The organism is Microbacterium radiodurans (genome assembly GCF_008710705.1).
In the GTDB taxonomy this organism is placed as follows: domain Bacteria; phylum Actinomycetota; class Actinomycetes; order Actinomycetales; family Microbacteriaceae; genus Microbacterium; species Microbacterium radiodurans.
In genome coordinates this window covers 271,592-287,164 of sequence record NZ_VYRZ01000001.1, presented here as the reverse complement: position 1 = coordinate 287,164, position 15,573 = coordinate 271,592, and the positions used below count along the sequence as shown (strand labels likewise).

The following is a 15,573-nucleotide window of genomic DNA, read 5'->3' as shown; positions in this document are numbered from 1 at the left end:
TGAACGATCACAACGAGGAGATCCCGATGTCAGTCACCCATCCGCGGGCGCGCGTCGCCATCATCGGCACCGGCGGCATCGCCCACGCGCACGCCGAGGCGCTGCGCGATCTCAGCGACAAAGCCGAGATCGTCGCCGTCGCCGATGTCGACGAGGCGCGTGCGCGGGATTTCGCCGAGCGATTCGGTGCGGCGGGCATCTACACGGATGCCGCGGCGCTCTTCGACGCCGAGAGTCTCGACCTCGTCCACATCTGCACGCCGCCGCAGTCGCACGTGCCGCTCGCCCTGCTGGCGCAGCGCGCGGGCGTCCCGGCACTCGTCGAGAAGCCGATCGCGCTGAGCCTCAGCGAGCTCGATGTCCTCGTCGCATCGGAGGCGACGACGGGAGTGCCGGTGCTCACGGTGTTCCAGCACCGCTACGGCGAGGCTGCGCAGCGGCTGCGCCGCATCGCGGACTCGGGGGCGCTCGGACGGCCGCAGGTCGCGACATGCGAGACCCTCTGGTACCGGCCCGCCGAGTACTTCGACGTGCCGTGGCGCGGCCGCTGGGAGGTCGAGGGCGGCGGACCCACGATGGGGCACGGCATCCATCAGTTCGATCTGATGCTCGCCATCCTCGGCCCGTGGTCGAAGGTCACGGCCTTCGCGGCGCGCCAGTCCCGCCCGACCGATACGGAGGACGTGTCGGTGGCGCTGGCCGAGTTCGACAACGGCGCGCTCGCGACGGTCGTGAACTCGGTCGTCTCGCCGCGCGAGACCTCGCGCCTGCGCTTCGACTACGAGTACGCGACCGTCGAGGTCGAGCATCTCTACGGATACTCCGACCGCGACTGGACCTTCACCCCGGCACCGGGTCACGAGCATCTCGCCGAGCTGTGGCGGGCGGAGGGGACCGAGGTCAGCGGCCACCGGATGCAGATCGAGGCGATCCTCGATGCTCTCGTGGCGGGCGAGCGTCCCGGCGTCGACATCCACGACTCGCGGCGGACCCTGGAGTTCGCGGCGGCGACCTACGCTTCGGCGTTCCGCGGCACGCCGATCCGGGCGGGCGAGATCGGCGAGGACGACGCGTTCTCGCAGAGCATGGACGGCGGGGTCGTGCCGTGGGCTCGCCTGAAGGGGGCGGCGGCATGACCATCGACAGCACTCTCCGGATCACCGGCGACGACAGTGGAATCTCGGTCCTCGACGGGGATGTCGAGCTCTTCCGCTACACCCTCGTCCCCGACAGTCCCCAGCTGGAGTCGCCGAAGCCGTACCTGAGTCCGCTGCGCACCCGCGCCGGTCGTGTCGTCAGCCTCTTCCGCCCGCACGACCACGTCTGGCACAAGGGCATCGCGTGGTCGCTGCCGGTCGTCGACGACGAGAACTTCTGGGGCGGACCGACCTTCGTCCCGGGCCGCTTCTACGTCCAGCTGCCGAACGACGGGTCGCAGGAGCACCGGACCACCCTCGAGCAGTCGGTCGAGGGCGGCGTCGCCCGCTTCGCGCACACGCTCCAGTGGATCACCGAAGGCGGCATCCACCTCTTCGACGAGCGGCGCAGCCTGACGGCGCGCGTCGCGGCGGACGACGTGTGGGTGCTGACCTTCGAGACGGCGATGACGAACGTGACCGACGCCACGATCTCGATCGGCTCGCCGACGACCCGCGGGCGCGAGAACGCCGGCTACGGCGGACTGTTCTGGCGCGGACCGCGCTCGTTCACGGGAGGCCTCGCCATCAGCCCCACGGGATCCGGCTCGGGCAACGACATGCGTGGACAGCGTCACGAGTGGATGGCCTTCGCGGGCCGGCACGACGAGATCGACGCCGAGTCCGTGCTGGCCTTCGTCGACGATGCGGCCAACCCGCAGCATCCGCCGCAGTGGTTCGTGCGGACGGAGGAGTTCGCGTGCATCAATCCCGCGCCATTCTTCAGCGAGGAGGTGCCGGTCGAGCCCGGCCGGACCGTCGTGTTCCGCTACGCGGTGGCGGTCGCCGACGGGACGGCCGAGCGCGCGGCCGAGATCGCGGGACTCGCCCGCGGCGTGCTCGCGGAGGGCGCGTCGGATGCCGCAGCCCGAGCGGTCCGGTCGTGACCGGCGCGGTCGGAACCTTCCCCGGCGGCACGTCCGTCACGATGCTCGACGTCTACGACGACGCGGCTCCCGACGGTCTCGTCGGCGGGAGTCCGCACATGCATCTCGCGTCGACCGAGTGCTATGTCGTGATCTCGGGCCGGGGCGCCCTGCACACCCTCGACCTCTCCGGGGCGCGCGAGACGCCGCTCGAAGCGGGGACGGTCGTGTGGTTCACGCCGGGAACGATCCACCGCGCCGTCAACCACGGCGACCTGCGTGTGCTCGTGGTGATGGGCAACGCCGGCCTTCCCGAGGCGGGCGACGCCGTCATGACGTTCCCCGCCGAGATCGTCGCCGACGCCGAGCGCTATCGCGCCGCCGCGACTCTGCCGAGCCACGGTTCCGAGACGAACCGGGCGAAGGATGCCGCTCACCGCCGCGACCTCGCGGTCTCGGGCTACCTGCGGCTGCGCGACGCCCTCGTCGCCGGCGACGACGGCCCGCTGCGCCGATTCCACGAGGCGGCGGCGGCACTCGTCGCCGAGCGCGCCGCGGGTTGGGAGGCGATCGTCGCTGACGGGCCGCTCGCCCAGGCCGAGCGCAGTCTCGGCGTGGTGCGGGCGCTGACGGCCGGCACCGCCGGTCACCTCGCGGACGCGACGCTGCGCCAGGCGCCGGCCCTCACCGGCGAACGCGGGTTCGGGATGTGCGGGCGCCTGCGCGCCTTCGACGTCCGCGACGAGGGCGCCTGACGCGGCCCTGGCCGCCCCGGCATGCAACGGTGTGTCGGCGACACCCCGGTGGGGATGCCGGGTCACCGGCGTGTCGGCCACGATCCCTTGCATCGCGGACCGTGCTGCGGCGTGGTGACCACCCGCGCCGGGGCCCGGCAGCCCGACCGCCCTGGGCCGGGGCGACCGCCCTGGGCCGGGGCCGCCTCCCTCGGCCGGGGCGACCGCCCTGGGCCGGGGCCGCCTCCGCGCGCCCGATCCGCGATGCAAGGTCGTGCTGGCGACACCCCGGTGCGGATGCCGGGTCACCGGCGTGTCGGCCACGATCCCTTGCATCGCGGCACGGGCGCGCGAAGCCCGGACACCGCGCGCCCTTGTGCGACCGGCACGGCGAATCGCGGCATCCATTGTGCGGCGCATGCAGAACGGGTCATAGGCGGCGCGTTAGCGTTAGAGCGTGACCGGTTCTCCCGCGGCGATGCCCGCCACCCCCGACGCCGACGCACACGACCCCGCTCTCGTCCGCGTCCTCGCGGCCGATGGGACGCTCGCGCCCTCCGCCGAGGCCGAGCGGTACCTTCCGCTCGTCGAGGCGCTGCCCGACAGCGAGCTCGAGACGTTCTACCGCGACATGGTCACGGTGCGCGCCTTCGACCGGCAGGCGACGAACCTGCAGCGACAGGGACAGCTCGCGCTGTGGCCGCCGTCCTTCGGCCAGGAGGCCGCGCAGGTCGGCTCGGCGCGCGCGACGCGCGCCCAGGACCACCTCTTCCCCTCGTACCGCGAGCACGTCGTCTGCACCATCCGCGGCGTCGACCCGATCGACATCATCCGCCTGATGCGCGGGCTCACCCACGGCGGGTGGGACCCGACCGACCCGAAGAACGGCAACACGCACATCTACACCCTGGTGCTCGGGTCGCAGACGCTGCACGCGTCGGGCTACGGCATGGGCATGGTGTTCGACGGACGCACCGGCACGGGGGACCCGGAGCGCGACGAGGCCGTCATCGTCTACTACGGCGACGGCGCCTCCAGCCAGGGCGACGTGCACGAGGCCATGGTCTTCGCCGCGAGCTACAACACGCCGCAGGTGTTCTTCCTGCAGAACAACCACTGGGCGATCTCGGTCCCCGTCTCGACCCAGTCGCGGGTTCCGCTCGTGCGGCGCGGCGAGGGCTACGGCATGCCGTCCATCCGCGTCGACGGCAACGACGTGCTCGCCAGCTACGCCGTGACCCGGCTCGCCCTCGACGAGGCGCGCTCGGGTGAGGGTCCGCGCGCCATCGAGGCGCTGACATACCGGATGGGCGCGCACACGACGAGCGACGACCCCACGAAGTACCGCACGAGCGACGAGGAGCGGTTCTGGGCGCAGCGCGACCCGATCGCCCGCATGCGCGGATTCCTCGAGCAGAAGGGGGCCGCGGCATCCTTCTTCGACGAGGTCGACGCCGAGGCCGCCGCCTACGCCGATGATGTGCGCGTGCGCACGAACGAGCTCGGTTCGCTCGATCCCGACAGCATGTTCACGCACGCCTACAGCGAGCCGCATCCGCTCGTCGAGCAGCAGCGCCAGTGGCTCGCCGACTACGAGGCATCCTTCGAGGAGGGACGCGCATGAGCATCGACAGCGCCGACACGGCCACGGGCGTGCAGACCCTGCCCTTCAGCAAGGCGCTCAACGCGGGCCTGCGCGCCGCGATGGCGAACGACGACCGCGTGCTCCTCATGGGCGAGGACATCGGGCGCCTGGGCGGCGTCTTCCGCGTCACCGAGGGGCTCCAGGCCGAGTTCGGCGAGCGACGCGTGCTCGACACGCCGCTCGCGGAGTCGGGCATCGTCGGCACGGCCATCGGGCTCGCCATGGCCGGCTACCGCCCCGTGTGCGAGATCCAGTTCGACGGCTTCGTCTTCCCCGCCTTCGACCAGATCACCTCGCAGCTGGCGAAGCTCACGAACCGGCACGAGGGTCGCATGTCGTTCCCCGTCGTCATCCGCATCCCCTACGGCGGGCACATCGGCGCCGTGGAGCACCACCAGGAGAGCCCCGAGGCGTACTTCACGCACACCCCGGGCCTGCGCGTCGTCTCGCCCTCGACGCCAAACGACGCGTACTGGATGATCCAGGATGCCGTCGCCTCGCCCGACCCGGTGATCTTCCTCGAGCCGAAGTCGCGCTACTGGCCCAAGGGCGAGGTCGATCCGTCGGCCCGCGCGCTGCCGCTGCACGCGTCGCGCGTCGTCCGCCGCGGCACCGACGTCACCCTCGTCGGCCACGGCGCGATGGTCACCGTGCTGCTCCAGGCCGCCGCGCTCGCCGAGAGCGAGGGCATCTCGTGCGAGGTCGTCGACCTCCGCTCGCTGTCGCCGATCGACTACGCGCCGATCGTCGACTCCGTCCGCCGCACCGGCCGCATGGTCTACGGGCAGGAGGCGCCGGGGTTCACCTCGCTCGGATCCGAGGTCGCCGCCACCGTGACCGAGCAGGCGTTCTTCTCGCTCGAGGCCCCCGTGCTGCGCGTCTCGGGCTTCGACGTGCCGTTCCCCGCCGCGAAGCTCGAGGGCGCCTACCTGCCCGACGCCGACCGCATCCTCGAGGCCGTCGACCGCGCCCTCGCCTACTGACCATCCGACGCGCCTGCGAGAGGATCCCCTCATGAGCACCCAGACCTTCCACCTGCCCGACGTCGGCGAAGGCCTCACCGAGGCCGAGATCGTGCAGTGGCGCGTCGCCGCGGGCGACACCGTGTCGGTCAACGACGTGCTCGTCGAGATCGAGACCGCGAAGTCGCTCGTCGAGCTGCCCTCGCCCTTCTCGGGCACGGTCGGCGAGCTGCTCGTCGACGAGGGTGCGACCGTCGAGGTCGGTGCCGCGATCATCACGATCGACGCGTCGGCGGCCGCGGCATCCGATTCCGCCGGGACGGATGCCGGGCGTTCCGAGCACGGTCAGCCTGAGCCCGAGCGTCCGGCCGCGGCCGAGGAGAGCGGCTCCGTCCTCGTCGGCTACGGCGGGGGCGGTCAGGTGCAGTCGCGTCGCCGCAAGCCCGCGGAGGCTCCGGCCCGCGCCGCGATCGGCGTCGTCGCCAAGCCGCCGATCCGCAAGCTCGCCCGCGACCTCGGCGTCGAGCTGGCCTCGGTGACGCCGACCGGCTCGGCGGGCGAGGTGACCCGCGACGACGTCGTCAAGCACGCGTCGCAGGCGTCGGTGTTCCGCAACCTCCAGACGCCGGCCCGTCCCGACGTCCGCGAGCACACGATCCCGGTTCCCCCGGCGGTCGTCTCGGGCGAACCGGCCGACGAGCGCGTGGAGACGATCCCCGTCAAGGGCGTCCGCAAGGTCACCGCCAAGCACATGGTCGATTCCGCGTACACCGCGCCGCACGTGTCGGTGTGGACCGATGTCGACGCGACGCGGACGATGGAGCTCGTCAAGCGGATGAAGGCGTCGCCCGACTTCGCCGACATCAAGGTGTCGCCGCTGCTGATCATGGCGCGCGCCGTCGTCTGGGCGGTGCGTCGCACCCCGATGGTCAATGCCGCGTGGGTCGAGACCGAGGCCGGCGCCGAGATCCGGGTGCGCCACTACGTGAACCTCGGCATCGCGGCGGCGACGCCCCGTGGCCTCCTCGTGCCGAACATCAAGGATGCGCAGGATCTCAACATGCGCGGTCTCGCGCGGGGCCTCGAGAAGCTGACGCTGACCGCCCGGGAGGGCAAGACATCGCCCGCCGACCAGCAGGGCGGCACGATCACGATCACCAACATCGGCGTCTTCGGGATGGATGCCGGCACGCCGATCATCAACCCGGGGGAGTCCGGCATCATCGCGATGGGCACGATCCGCCAGAAGCCGTGGGTCGTCGACGGCGAGGTGCGTCCCCGCTACGTCACGACGGTGTCGGGGTCGTTCGATCACCGAGTGGTGGACGGCGACGGCATGAGCCGCTTCATCGCCGACGTGGCCTCGGTGCTCGAGGAGCCCGCGCTGCTGCTCGACTGATGTGAGGCGTCACAGAACATGGATGGCGCTCGCTGTGTTCGCTGGCATCTAGGAGTTCGCTGGCATCTAGCCCCGTTATCAACGCGCGACGGCTGTCCACCTCCTCAGGAGACGCGGAACCGTGGTAGCGGGCTGCCTCGCGTACACCGCGTCCTGTGAGAAGCAGGCGATCGTTGCTCATACGTCGGGTAGGAGCATATCCGTGCTGGAGGTGACAGTAGACCACCCCGCGATGGCGCCTCGGATCGCGCCGTCGAGGCTCGCGCAGATTTCGTCGACGGAGAGTCCCGCCGCGCGGTGCAGGTCGAGGATCTCGCGAGGATCGCTCAGGATGTTCGCGAGGAACATCGCCCAGCGAAGATCGGTCGCCGGCTCGTCCATGTCATCGAGAAGGGATGCGAGGGGGCGTTCCCAGATCTCGCGAGACCGGTCTATCACCGGGTTCCCGGCATCCAAGCGTTGCAGGAATCCGGAGCGCGATCGCAGGTGCACCATTGCCTGTCCGTTACGCAGCACGACGTCGACCCATTCGCGCAAGACAACGTTGAACAACTCGGCGCCGCTCTCCGTCGCATCGTGTGAGAAGGTCTTCAGCTCCTCGAAGACTTCGAGCACGTACGCGGCAACGAGGTCGTCAAGGGTGGAGAAGTAGCGGTAGGCGGTAGCGGTGCCGATGCCTGCGCGAGCCGCTGCGGACTGCATGCTCAAGCCGGTCGGGTTCTCTTCGATCTCCTCCGCGACAGCGTTGAGCAGTAGGCGGATGTTGCGTCGTGTGTCGCTACGCATCGATTCCTCCGTGTTGCATCGTCGGGGCCTCATCTTCCCACGCGTGAAAAGGTTTCCGCGGGGAGCCATGTTGGGTCATCGCCGGGGGTGAGTGATCTGGCCGGCGACAACGAGAAAACGTCGGAGCCCTTCGCGGAGCGTGTCGGGGTCGGTCGCGAATGACAATCTGACGTAGCCCTCCCCGGAGGGGCCGAACTCGCTTCCGGAGCGAACGACGACGCCACCATCGGCGAAGCGCGCCGTCATCTCGTCGGACGTGAGGTCTGAATCGATGGCGACGAACGCGTAGAACGCGCCCTGAGGAGGCAGCATGCTCAGGCCCGCGACCCCGTCGAGAGCGGCGACCACGAGGTCGCGCCTCAGCTGGTACGACCGTGCGGTCTCTCGCAGGTCGGTGTCGGTGATCGCGAGGGCGACGGCGGCGGCATCCTGAACGAAGGTATTGATGGATCCATTGACGGTGCGGTGCAAGAGGTTGACGCGGCTCGCGATGTCGGGGGTCGCGACGACGTATCCGACTCGCCAGCCAGTCATCGCGTACGACTTGGAAAAGGTGCTGCATACGACCACCTGGTCTGCGACGTCGACAAACGACAACGCCGACCGGAACTGCGTTCCCTCGAAGACGATGTCGCCGTAGGCCTCATCGGCCAGGAGCACGAGCTCGGGGTGATGACGGAGGATCCTGGTCAGTTGGTCGAGGTCCGCTGTGGAGTACACGCGCCCAGTTGGGTTGCCGGGGTTGCAGAGCACAATCATCCGGGCCGTCGCTGCCTGCTCTTCAAGTGCTTCGAGGTCCAGCCCACCGTCGGCGCGGTTCGGAACCCAAATCGTATTCGCCCCGACCATCGCGGCGTGGTCGGCATACAGCGAGTACGTCGGCTCGGGGATCAGGACGTTCTCCCCCGGGTCGACCAGAGCGAGCATCGTCGCAGCAAGACCGGCGCTGCCTCCGTGGGTGACGACGATCTGTTCACTGCTGATCGGGCGTCCCGCGCTGGAGGTCAGCTTCTCTGCGAGCGCGTCGCGCAAGGAGGGGTCGCCAGTCAGGTTCGTGTAGCGGGTGCGCCCGGCGTGCAGCGCCGCGACCGCCGCGTCGACGACCACCCGCGGTGTCCCGGAGTCCGGCTCGCCCATGGAGAGCGCGACAGCGTCGGCGGGGGTTGAACCGAGCGTCGCCGGGCGGCGCGAGGCTTGCGTTATGCGTCGCGCGGCGTTGGACTCGATGGTCTCAGTCAGCTGCATGATCTCTCCTGTCGGCCCGGACGGCGGCGTCGTTGCACTGCCCAACCGAGCAAAGCAAGAGTAGATTACCAATTGATAGTCATATTTCAATTGGAGCCGCATGTTCATCAACGCCGACACGTCGACTGTCCACGTTCACGACCGAACGGAGGAGCTGCCGCCCGACCTCGTAGCTCGATTCGCTCACGCCGCTTCTACGCTGGTCGGGGATGCGATGGGTCGGTTTGGTCTGATGGATTCCGGGATCTCCGCGCTCGACGGTCGTGCCCGGTGCGCGGGGCGTGCCTTAACGGTGCTCACCCGCGAAGGTGACAACCTCGCCATCCATGTCGCGCTCGATCATGCCGAACCGGGAGACGTGCTCATCATCGACGCGCAGGGCGGTTCTGCCCGCGCTGTGTTCGGAGATCTGCTGGCGGAGATTTGCATGACGCGCGGGATCGCGGGCGTCATCATCGACGGACTCTCTCGGGACGCGGCTGCAATCAGCGATCTCGGGCTGGCGGTGTGGGCGCGGGGGCTCTCGCCGGCAGGACCCTTCAAGAACGGGCCGGGCGCCGTGGGGGCGCCTGTGGCGTGCGGTGGGGTTGTCGTGAACCCGGGCGACCTCATCGTGGCCGATGCGGATGGTGTCGCCGTGATTCCTGCGGGACGCATTGCCGCTGTCGCCAGAGAGGTTGAGCGGCTCGAAGCCGCCGAAGACCGCTTGCGTGCCCGAATTCGCAACTCCAAGGGCGAGCGTCCTTGATGCTTCTCTTGTCGTCCGCTTGACAGGGTGCGGAAGTAACTCGCATACTCATCCCAATTGAGATATGAATCTCATTTATGCTGGACCGAGCAACGCCGCTCCAATGTGGTCGAACTCGGGTGGACCCGCCCACGTATGCACTCGAGACGCAATCACCAACCTCCTTCTCGCGGGATCCGCATCTGACCGTTCCAGGGTCAACAACGCCCCACCTGCATCCACACCGTCACCATGGGTGGCACAACACAAGGAGTTCACATGACTTCGCGACGGTTCAAGACCATCACCGCAGCGGCGACAGCAACGTTCGCGGTCGCCGCTCTGGCCGGGTGTTCCGCCGGAGGCGCGGCATCACCCTCGGCGTCCGGCGACGGTGAGCCGATCACCATCGAATTCTGGGGTTCAGCCCTGGGGCAGGAGAAGGCGGTCGACACCTTCAACGCTGCGCACGATGACGTGCAGATCAACTACACGCAGATCTCGGCCGGCAGCGCCGGCGGCTACGAGAAGATGCTGAACGCGGTGAATGCTGGCAACGGTCCGTGCCTGGGGCAGGTGTCCTACGACACCATCCCCAGCTTCGCGACCGCCGGCGCGCTCGAGGACATCACCGAGTTCGCAGACTCGAGTAAAGACCTCTTCGCCCCCGCCGCCTGGCAGCTGGCGAGCGTCGGTGGTCAGGTCTTCGGCATCCCCGTCGACCTGGGGCCGATGGCGCTGTTCTACCGTGCGGACCTGTTCCAGCAGTACGGCCTCGACGCGCCCGCCACATGGGAAGACTTCGCCGCGGACGCCGCGACCGTCCACGCAGCCGACCCCAACGCCTACATGACCACCCTTCCGCTGAGCACCTACGACATCGGAGCTCTGGCGTGGCAGAACGGTGCGCAGTGGTTCGGCACCGAGGGCGGCGAATGGCAGGTCGACATCAACGACACCGCCTCCCAGGAGGTCGCCGACTACTGGCAGGGCCTCGTCGACGATCAGCTCGTGGTCGCCGAGCCCGCATTCGATACCGCGTGGTACACCAGCATCCAGGAGGGCCGGGTCCTCTCCTTCGTGGGTGCCGCATGGGCGGTCGCGCTGCTGGAGCAGAACGCGCCGGGGCTTGCCGGGAAGCTGTCCGTCGCGGAGCTGCCGCAGTGGAACGCTGGCGACGACGCATCGGGTAACCGCGGTGGTTCCACGAACGCAGTGCTCAAGGGCTGCGCGAACCCGGAGGAGGCCACTGAGGCCGCCATCTGGTTGAGCACCAACGATGACAGCGTCAACGCGTACATCGAGAACACCGGCATCTTCCCCGCGTCGCTCAGCGGCCAGGACCTGCCCGTGCTGTCGGAGGGATCGGACTTCTTCAACGGCGAGAAGATCTACGACGTGTTCACCACTGCGGCGCGCAACACGCCCGACTCGTGGGTGTGGGGCCCGAACATGACTACCCTGCAGCCGCAGATCAACGACGGCCTCAAGCTCGTCGGAGCCGGCCAGAAGACGCTCCCGGACCTTCTCGACGAGGCCCAGCAGAGCACCGTCACCACCCTCTCCGATCAGGGCCTGACCGTCACCGAGTAACCGCTTCAAGGGTGCCCGGATTCCTCCCCGGGCACCCCTGATCCTCTTCCCGAAGAAAAGGAGCCGCCATGTCGGCACCCGTCCTGCCTGCCGAGCTGGCCACGCAACGAGAAGCGGCCAAGCGGCGCCCTCGTCGCGCGGATCACCGCACCAGATCGGCGCTGCTGCTGCTGACGCCGTTCGCGATCCTCTTCCTCGGGGTCATGGTCGCCCCCATCGTCTACGCCCTGGTGCAGAGCTTCTTCCGCGTTCAGCGCAGTGGGCTCGGCCTCGATGGCGGCGAAACACTGTTCGCGGGGATCGACAACTACATCGCCGCGCTGCAGAACAGCGACTTCATCGCCTCCTTCGGGCGCGTGTTCGCCATCGGTGTGGTGCAGGTCCCGCTGATGATGCTCATCGCTCTGGTGCTCGCACTGCTCCTCGACGCGGCGTTCTCACCGCTGCGGCGCACGTTCCGGCTGATCTTCTTCTTGCCGTACGCGTTCCCGGCCGTGATCGCCGCGATCATGTGGTCCTTCCTCTACCAGCCGCGCATCGGACCGTTCTCGGACTGGCTGAGCGCCATCGGACTGGACGTGAACTTCCTCTCCAGCGACCTGGCCTTCTTCTCCATTGGCAACATGATGACCTGGGGCTACACCGGCTTCAACATGCTCATCATCTACTCCGCCCTCCAAGCAGTTCCCGAAGAGCTCACCGAAGCGTCCAGCCTCGACGGCGCCGGCTGGTTGAAGACGTCCTGGTACATCAAGATCCCCGCGGTGCGCCCCGCAATCATCCTCAGCGCGGTCTTCTCGATCATCGGAACGGTGCAGCTGTACAACGACCCGGCGATCCTCGCGAAAGTCGCACCGGGTATCTCCTCGACATTCACACCCATCATGGCCGCGCAGCAATCCGCCGCAGCCAACAACTACAACCTCGCCGCAGCACAGTCGATCATCCTGGCGCTGGTCGCCTTCATCCTGTCCTTCGGCTTCTTGAAGTTCACCCAGCGGAAGGGCGCAGACTCTTGAGCACCGTCACCACCCGAGCCATCGTGCAGGGCGACAAGCAGCGCACCCGCACCCGACGGCCCTTCATCCGCGAACGACGCATCCCGCTCGCCCCGCGCGCCGGCGCGTTCATCGTCATGGCCATCTTCGGCCTCTACAGCCTCATCCCCATGTGGTGGCTGCTGGTGACTGCGACGAAGAACAAGGAGTTCCTCTTCACCACCAACCCGATGTGGTTCTCCCACTTCGACCTGTGGGGGAACATCACCGACGTCTTCGCACAACAGAACGGCATCTTCGCCGTCTGGACCGGCAACACCATCATCTACTGCGTCGGTGGCGCAGCCATCAGCACCCTGCTGTCGGCCATGACCGGATTCGCGCTCGGCAAGTACGAGTTCCGGGGCCGCAAACTGATCGCCAACATCATCCTCGCCGCGGTCCTGGTCCCCTCCGTCCTGTTTGCGCTGCCCCTGTACCTGATGTTCAGCGAGATCGGTCTGGTCAACACGTACTGGGCTGTGCTGTTGCCCAGCCTCGTCAGCCCGTTCGGGGTGTACCTCGCCCGCATCTACGCCAGCCAGGCAATCCCCGATGAGCTGCTAGAGGCCGCGCGACTGGACGGGTCGGGAGAAGCGCGCATCTTCTTCAAGATCGGCCTGCCGATCATGATGCCCGCCCTGGTGACGGTCTTCCTGTACCAGTTCGTCGCCATCTGGAGCAACTACCTCCTGCCCGTGCTGATGCTCAACAACGACCACCTGCAGCCCTTGTCTGTGGGACTGGTGAACTGGCGCGAACGACTCACCGAGGGCATCCCCTACAACATCACGATCACCGGGTCGCTGCTGGCTGTCATCCCGCTGCTGATCGCCTTCGCCATCCTCCAGCGATACTGGCGCTCGGACCTCACTGCCGGCGGCGTCAAGTAACCCGATTCTCGAAGCAAGGTACCCCTCGCATGCTCCGCACCTCCTGGAACGACGGCTGGCAGTTCGGCCCCCTCGTATCCGTCCACGAAGCCATCCGCGTCGCCGCGCCGAGCGAGAACGTCGTTACGCTCCCTCACGACGCACTCCTCGCCGACGGTCGAGCGGCAGAGGGATCGGGCGGCCCACAGAACGGATACTTCCTCGGCGGCAGGTGGTCCTACGAGAAGCAGTTCGACGCGCCGGAGGTCTGGGAACGCACCCGAGTGGCGGTTCAGTTCGAAGGTGTGTACCGCGACGCAACCGTGTACGTCAACGGCGCCTTCGCCGGACAGTGGGCCAATGGGTACAGCGGCTTCCTCGTCGACATCACCCCGTTCCTGAACTTCGGGCAGTCCAACACCATCCGCGTCGACGCGCAAGCGGGCGACGACTCACGGTGGTACTCGGGCGGCGGGATCTACCGTCCCGTGCACCTGATCGTGGGGGACCTCGTCCGAGTCGTACCCCAGACCCTCCGTATCTCCACACCGGACTTGGACAGCGATCTCGCCACCGTCATCACGCGAGCCGAAATCGTCAACGATGAACCCATCACCCGCACCCTCGACGTTCGTGTGGACATCACCGATGGGGACGGGGTTGCGGTAGCCGGCGAGCGGGGACGGATCACCCTCCGCAGCGGTGAGACCCTTCCGGTGCAGTTACGTGCGTACATCCGCGAGCCCCGGCTGTGGGACCTCGACACCCCGAACCTCTACACCGCCACCATCACCGTCTCTCATGATGACGACGTCCTCGACGCCGACCACACCACATTCGGGGTGCGGTCGCTGAGCGTCGACCCGGTCAGGGGCTTGCGCCTGAACGGCCGCACCGTGAAGCTGCGAGGCGCGGCGGTGCACCATGACAACGGCATCCTGGGGGCAGCAGAGTTCGCCGACGCCGCGCTTCGGCGGGCGGTGAAACTGAAAGCCGCGGGTTTCAACGCGGTGAGATCGTCGCACAATCCGTTGAGCGTGGCTATGCTCGACGCCTGCGATCGGCTCGGGCTGCTCGTCATGGACGAAGCGTTCGACATGTGGACCGTCCCCAAGTCAGGTGACGATTACTCGCGGCGGTTCCCCGAATGGTGGGAACGGGATATCGACGCGCTGGTGGCCAAAGACTTCAACCACCCGTCGGTGATCATCTACTCCATCGGAAACGAGATCATCGAGGCGGGCACCACCCACGGCGCCAGGTGGGGGCGGCTCCTCGCCGAACGTGTGCGGGCGCTGGATCCCACCCGGATCACGACTCACGCCCTGCAGGGCATGTACATCGCGCGGGACAAGATCCCCGAGCTTCGGGCCGAGGTCGATTCCGACAGCACGGTCATCAAGGGGCTGAACGACTATTTGGGTCAGGTCACCCAGCTCATGGAGCGGGTCATGGCCTCGGATCTAGTTGGTGAGCGTCTCCTCGAGCCTGCCTCGACCCTCGACGTTGTCGGCTTGAACTACGGTGACAGCCGTTACGCCGTCGACAGAACGGATTTCCCGAACCGCGTCTACTTCGGATCGGAGTCCTTCCCCACACGTATCGACGAGATCTGGCGCATCGTCACCGATAACGACAACGTGCTCGGTGATTTCACCTGGACCGGGTGGGACTTCCTCGGCGAAGTCGGGACTGGGCGTCACGTCTACCCCGAAGACGCTCAGGTGCATCGCGCGCCGTATCCGTGGATCGCAGCGGTATGCGGGGACATCGACCTCATCGGCGACCGCAAACCGATGTCGTTTTATCGGGAGGTCGTCTTCGGGCTCACCGATGTCCCGTACGTGGCGGCACGGCTCCCTCGAGCAGACCGTTTCGTCATCGAGCCGAAGGCGTGGACCTGGTCCGATGTGACCCCGTCGTGGACGTGGGAAACCGCCGAGGAGACACCCATTCATGTCGAGGCGTACTCGACCGGCGACGAAGTGGCATTCATTCTCAACGGGGAAGAAGTCTCCCGCGGTCCCGTCGGACAGAAACGGCCGTTCCTCATCGAGACGGAAATCCCTTACCGGGTCGGCACGCTCGAAGCGGTCGCGTACCGTAACGGAACCGAGCTTGCACGAAACATCCTCGCGACCGCCGGCGCCGCTTCCCACATTCGCATCGATGCCGACTCGGACGAGCTGCGAGGCGGTAGCGGAGGGCTCGTACATCTCGAGATCAGCCTCGTCGACGAGAGTGGCGTGCGCTGCTTCGGACCTGACACGCAGCTCGAAGTGAGCCTCACCGGCCCGGCAGTCCTGCAGGGTCTTGGGAGCGCCAACCCTGTCACAGAAGACGACTTCCGGTCCTCTGAAACGATGACCTACCGCGGCCGAGCACTCGCTGTCATCCGCGGCACAGGAGCGGCGGGGCCGATCACCGTGACGGTTCACGCGGTCGGCTACCCGGACACCATTGTCTCCCTCGCTGCGACCGGCGACTCGGCACGCAGCTGACTTCGCAGCG

At 67.8% G+C, this 15,573-nt stretch carries 13 protein-coding genes; 11 read left to right on the top strand and 2 right to left on the bottom strand.

Features of this window, described 5'->3' with window-relative positions; genetic code table 11:
* Positions 1-26: 26 nt before the first annotated feature.
* From F6B42_RS01400 to F6B42_RS01375, 6 genes are all read left to right on the top strand, one after another.
* Positions 27-1,136, top strand: a complete 1,110-nt coding sequence (locus tag F6B42_RS01400) for a Gfo/Idh/MocA family protein (RefSeq protein WP_150417798.1) — start codon at positions 27-29, stop codon at positions 1,134-1,136.
* Positions 1,133-2,083 carry a DUF6807 domain-containing protein gene (locus tag F6B42_RS01395; RefSeq protein WP_150417797.1) on the top strand — a complete coding sequence of 317 codons (951 nt, stop codon included), beginning with the start codon at positions 1,133-1,135 and terminating at the stop codon, positions 2,081-2,083. Before F6B42_RS01400 ends, F6B42_RS01395 begins: the two co-directional genes overlap by 4 nt.
* A complete protein-coding gene (locus F6B42_RS01390) occupies positions 2,080-2,817 on the top strand; it encodes a cupin domain-containing protein (protein ID WP_223878280.1) in 738 nt (245 codons plus the stop codon). Before F6B42_RS01395 ends, F6B42_RS01390 begins: the two co-directional genes overlap by 4 nt.
* A 457-nt stretch (positions 2,818-3,274) precedes the next feature.
* Positions 3,275-4,420: a thiamine pyrophosphate-dependent dehydrogenase E1 component subunit alpha gene (locus tag F6B42_RS01385; RefSeq protein WP_150418612.1), complete on the top strand. Its 1,146-nt coding sequence runs from the start codon at positions 3,275-3,277 to the stop codon at positions 4,418-4,420.
* Positions 4,417-5,424 (top strand): alpha-ketoacid dehydrogenase subunit beta, encoded by a 1,008-nt coding sequence (locus tag F6B42_RS01380; protein ID WP_150417796.1) that lies wholly within the window; start codon positions 4,417-4,419, stop codon positions 5,422-5,424. The genes F6B42_RS01385 and F6B42_RS01380 overlap by 4 nt, the downstream gene beginning before the upstream one ends.
* A gap of 31 nt (positions 5,425-5,455) precedes the next feature.
* Entirely contained in the window at positions 5,456-6,802 is a 1,347-nt protein-coding gene (locus tag F6B42_RS01375) for a dihydrolipoamide acetyltransferase family protein (protein WP_150417795.1), read from the top strand.
* 177 nt (positions 6,803-6,979) lie between these two features.
* Here the strand turns inward: F6B42_RS01375 and F6B42_RS01370 are convergent, their stop codons facing one another.
* Positions 6,980-7,588, bottom strand: a complete 609-nt coding sequence (locus F6B42_RS01370; protein ID WP_223878279.1) for a TetR/AcrR family transcriptional regulator — start codon at positions 7,586-7,588, stop codon at positions 6,980-6,982.
* A gap of 75 nt (positions 7,589-7,663) precedes the next feature.
* Complete coding sequence (locus tag F6B42_RS01365; protein ID WP_191089235.1) at positions 7,664-8,833, bottom strand: pyridoxal phosphate-dependent aminotransferase; 1,170 nt, start codon at positions 8,831-8,833, stop codon at positions 7,664-7,666.
* Between the two features lie 100 nt (positions 8,834-8,933).
* Between F6B42_RS01365 and F6B42_RS01360 the strand changes: the two genes are divergently transcribed.
* From F6B42_RS01360 to F6B42_RS01340, 5 genes are all read left to right on the top strand, one after another.
* Positions 8,934-9,581, top strand: a complete 648-nt coding sequence (locus F6B42_RS01360; RefSeq protein ID WP_150417792.1) for an RraA family protein — start codon at positions 8,934-8,936, stop codon at positions 9,579-9,581.
* Between the two features lie 258 nt (positions 9,582-9,839).
* Positions 9,840-11,153 carry an ABC transporter substrate-binding protein gene (locus F6B42_RS01355; RefSeq protein ID WP_191089234.1) on the top strand — a complete coding sequence of 438 codons (1,314 nt, stop codon included), beginning with the start codon at positions 9,840-9,842 and terminating at the stop codon, positions 11,151-11,153.
* Positions 11,154-11,221: 68 nt separating this feature from the next.
* A complete protein-coding gene (locus F6B42_RS01350; RefSeq protein ID WP_150417790.1) occupies positions 11,222-12,172 on the top strand; it encodes a carbohydrate ABC transporter permease in 951 nt (316 codons plus the stop codon).
* Positions 12,169-13,083 carry a carbohydrate ABC transporter permease gene (locus F6B42_RS01345; RefSeq protein ID WP_150417789.1) on the top strand — a complete coding sequence of 305 codons (915 nt, stop codon included), beginning with the start codon at positions 12,169-12,171 and terminating at the stop codon, positions 13,081-13,083. Before F6B42_RS01350 ends, F6B42_RS01345 begins: the two co-directional genes overlap by 4 nt.
* Positions 13,084-13,112: 29 nt before the next feature.
* Positions 13,113-15,563, top strand: a complete 2,451-nt coding sequence (locus F6B42_RS01340) for a glycoside hydrolase family 2 TIM barrel-domain containing protein (protein WP_150417788.1) — start codon at positions 13,113-13,115, stop codon at positions 15,561-15,563.
* Positions 15,564-15,573 lie beyond the last annotated feature (10 nt).

Excerpts from the sequence above, each read along its gene's own strand:
- F6B42_RS01340 (WP_150417788.1), top strand. The coding sequence starts at position 13,113 with ATGCTCCGCACCTCCTGGAACGACGGCTGGCAGTTCGGCCCCCTCGTA.
- F6B42_RS01360 (WP_150417792.1), top strand. The coding sequence starts at position 8,934 with ATGTTCATCAACGCCGACACGTCGACTGTCCACGTTCACGACCGAACG.
- F6B42_RS01375 (WP_150417795.1), top strand. The coding sequence starts at position 5,456 with ATGAGCACCCAGACCTTCCACCTGCCCGACGTCGGCGAAGGCCTCACC.
- F6B42_RS01395 (WP_150417797.1), top strand. The coding sequence starts at position 1,133 with ATGACCATCGACAGCACTCTCCGGATCACCGGCGACGACAGTGGAATC.
- F6B42_RS01380 (WP_150417796.1), top strand. The coding sequence starts at position 4,417 with ATGAGCATCGACAGCGCCGACACGGCCACGGGCGTGCAGACCCTGCCC.
- F6B42_RS01370 (WP_223878279.1), bottom strand. The coding sequence starts at position 7,588 with ATGCGTAGCGACACACGACGCAACATCCGCCTACTGCTCAACGCTGTC.
- F6B42_RS01400 (WP_150417798.1), top strand. The coding sequence starts at position 27 with ATGTCAGTCACCCATCCGCGGGCGCGCGTCGCCATCATCGGCACCGGC.
- F6B42_RS01350 (WP_150417790.1), top strand. The coding sequence starts at position 11,222 with ATGTCGGCACCCGTCCTGCCTGCCGAGCTGGCCACGCAACGAGAAGCG.
- F6B42_RS01385 (WP_150418612.1), top strand. The coding sequence starts at position 3,275 with ATGCCCGCCACCCCCGACGCCGACGCACACGACCCCGCTCTCGTCCGC.
- F6B42_RS01355 (WP_191089234.1), top strand. The coding sequence starts at position 9,840 with ATGACTTCGCGACGGTTCAAGACCATCACCGCAGCGGCGACAGCAACG.
- F6B42_RS01365 (WP_191089235.1), bottom strand. The coding sequence starts at position 8,833 with ATGCAGCTGACTGAGACCATCGAGTCCAACGCCGCGCGACGCATAACG.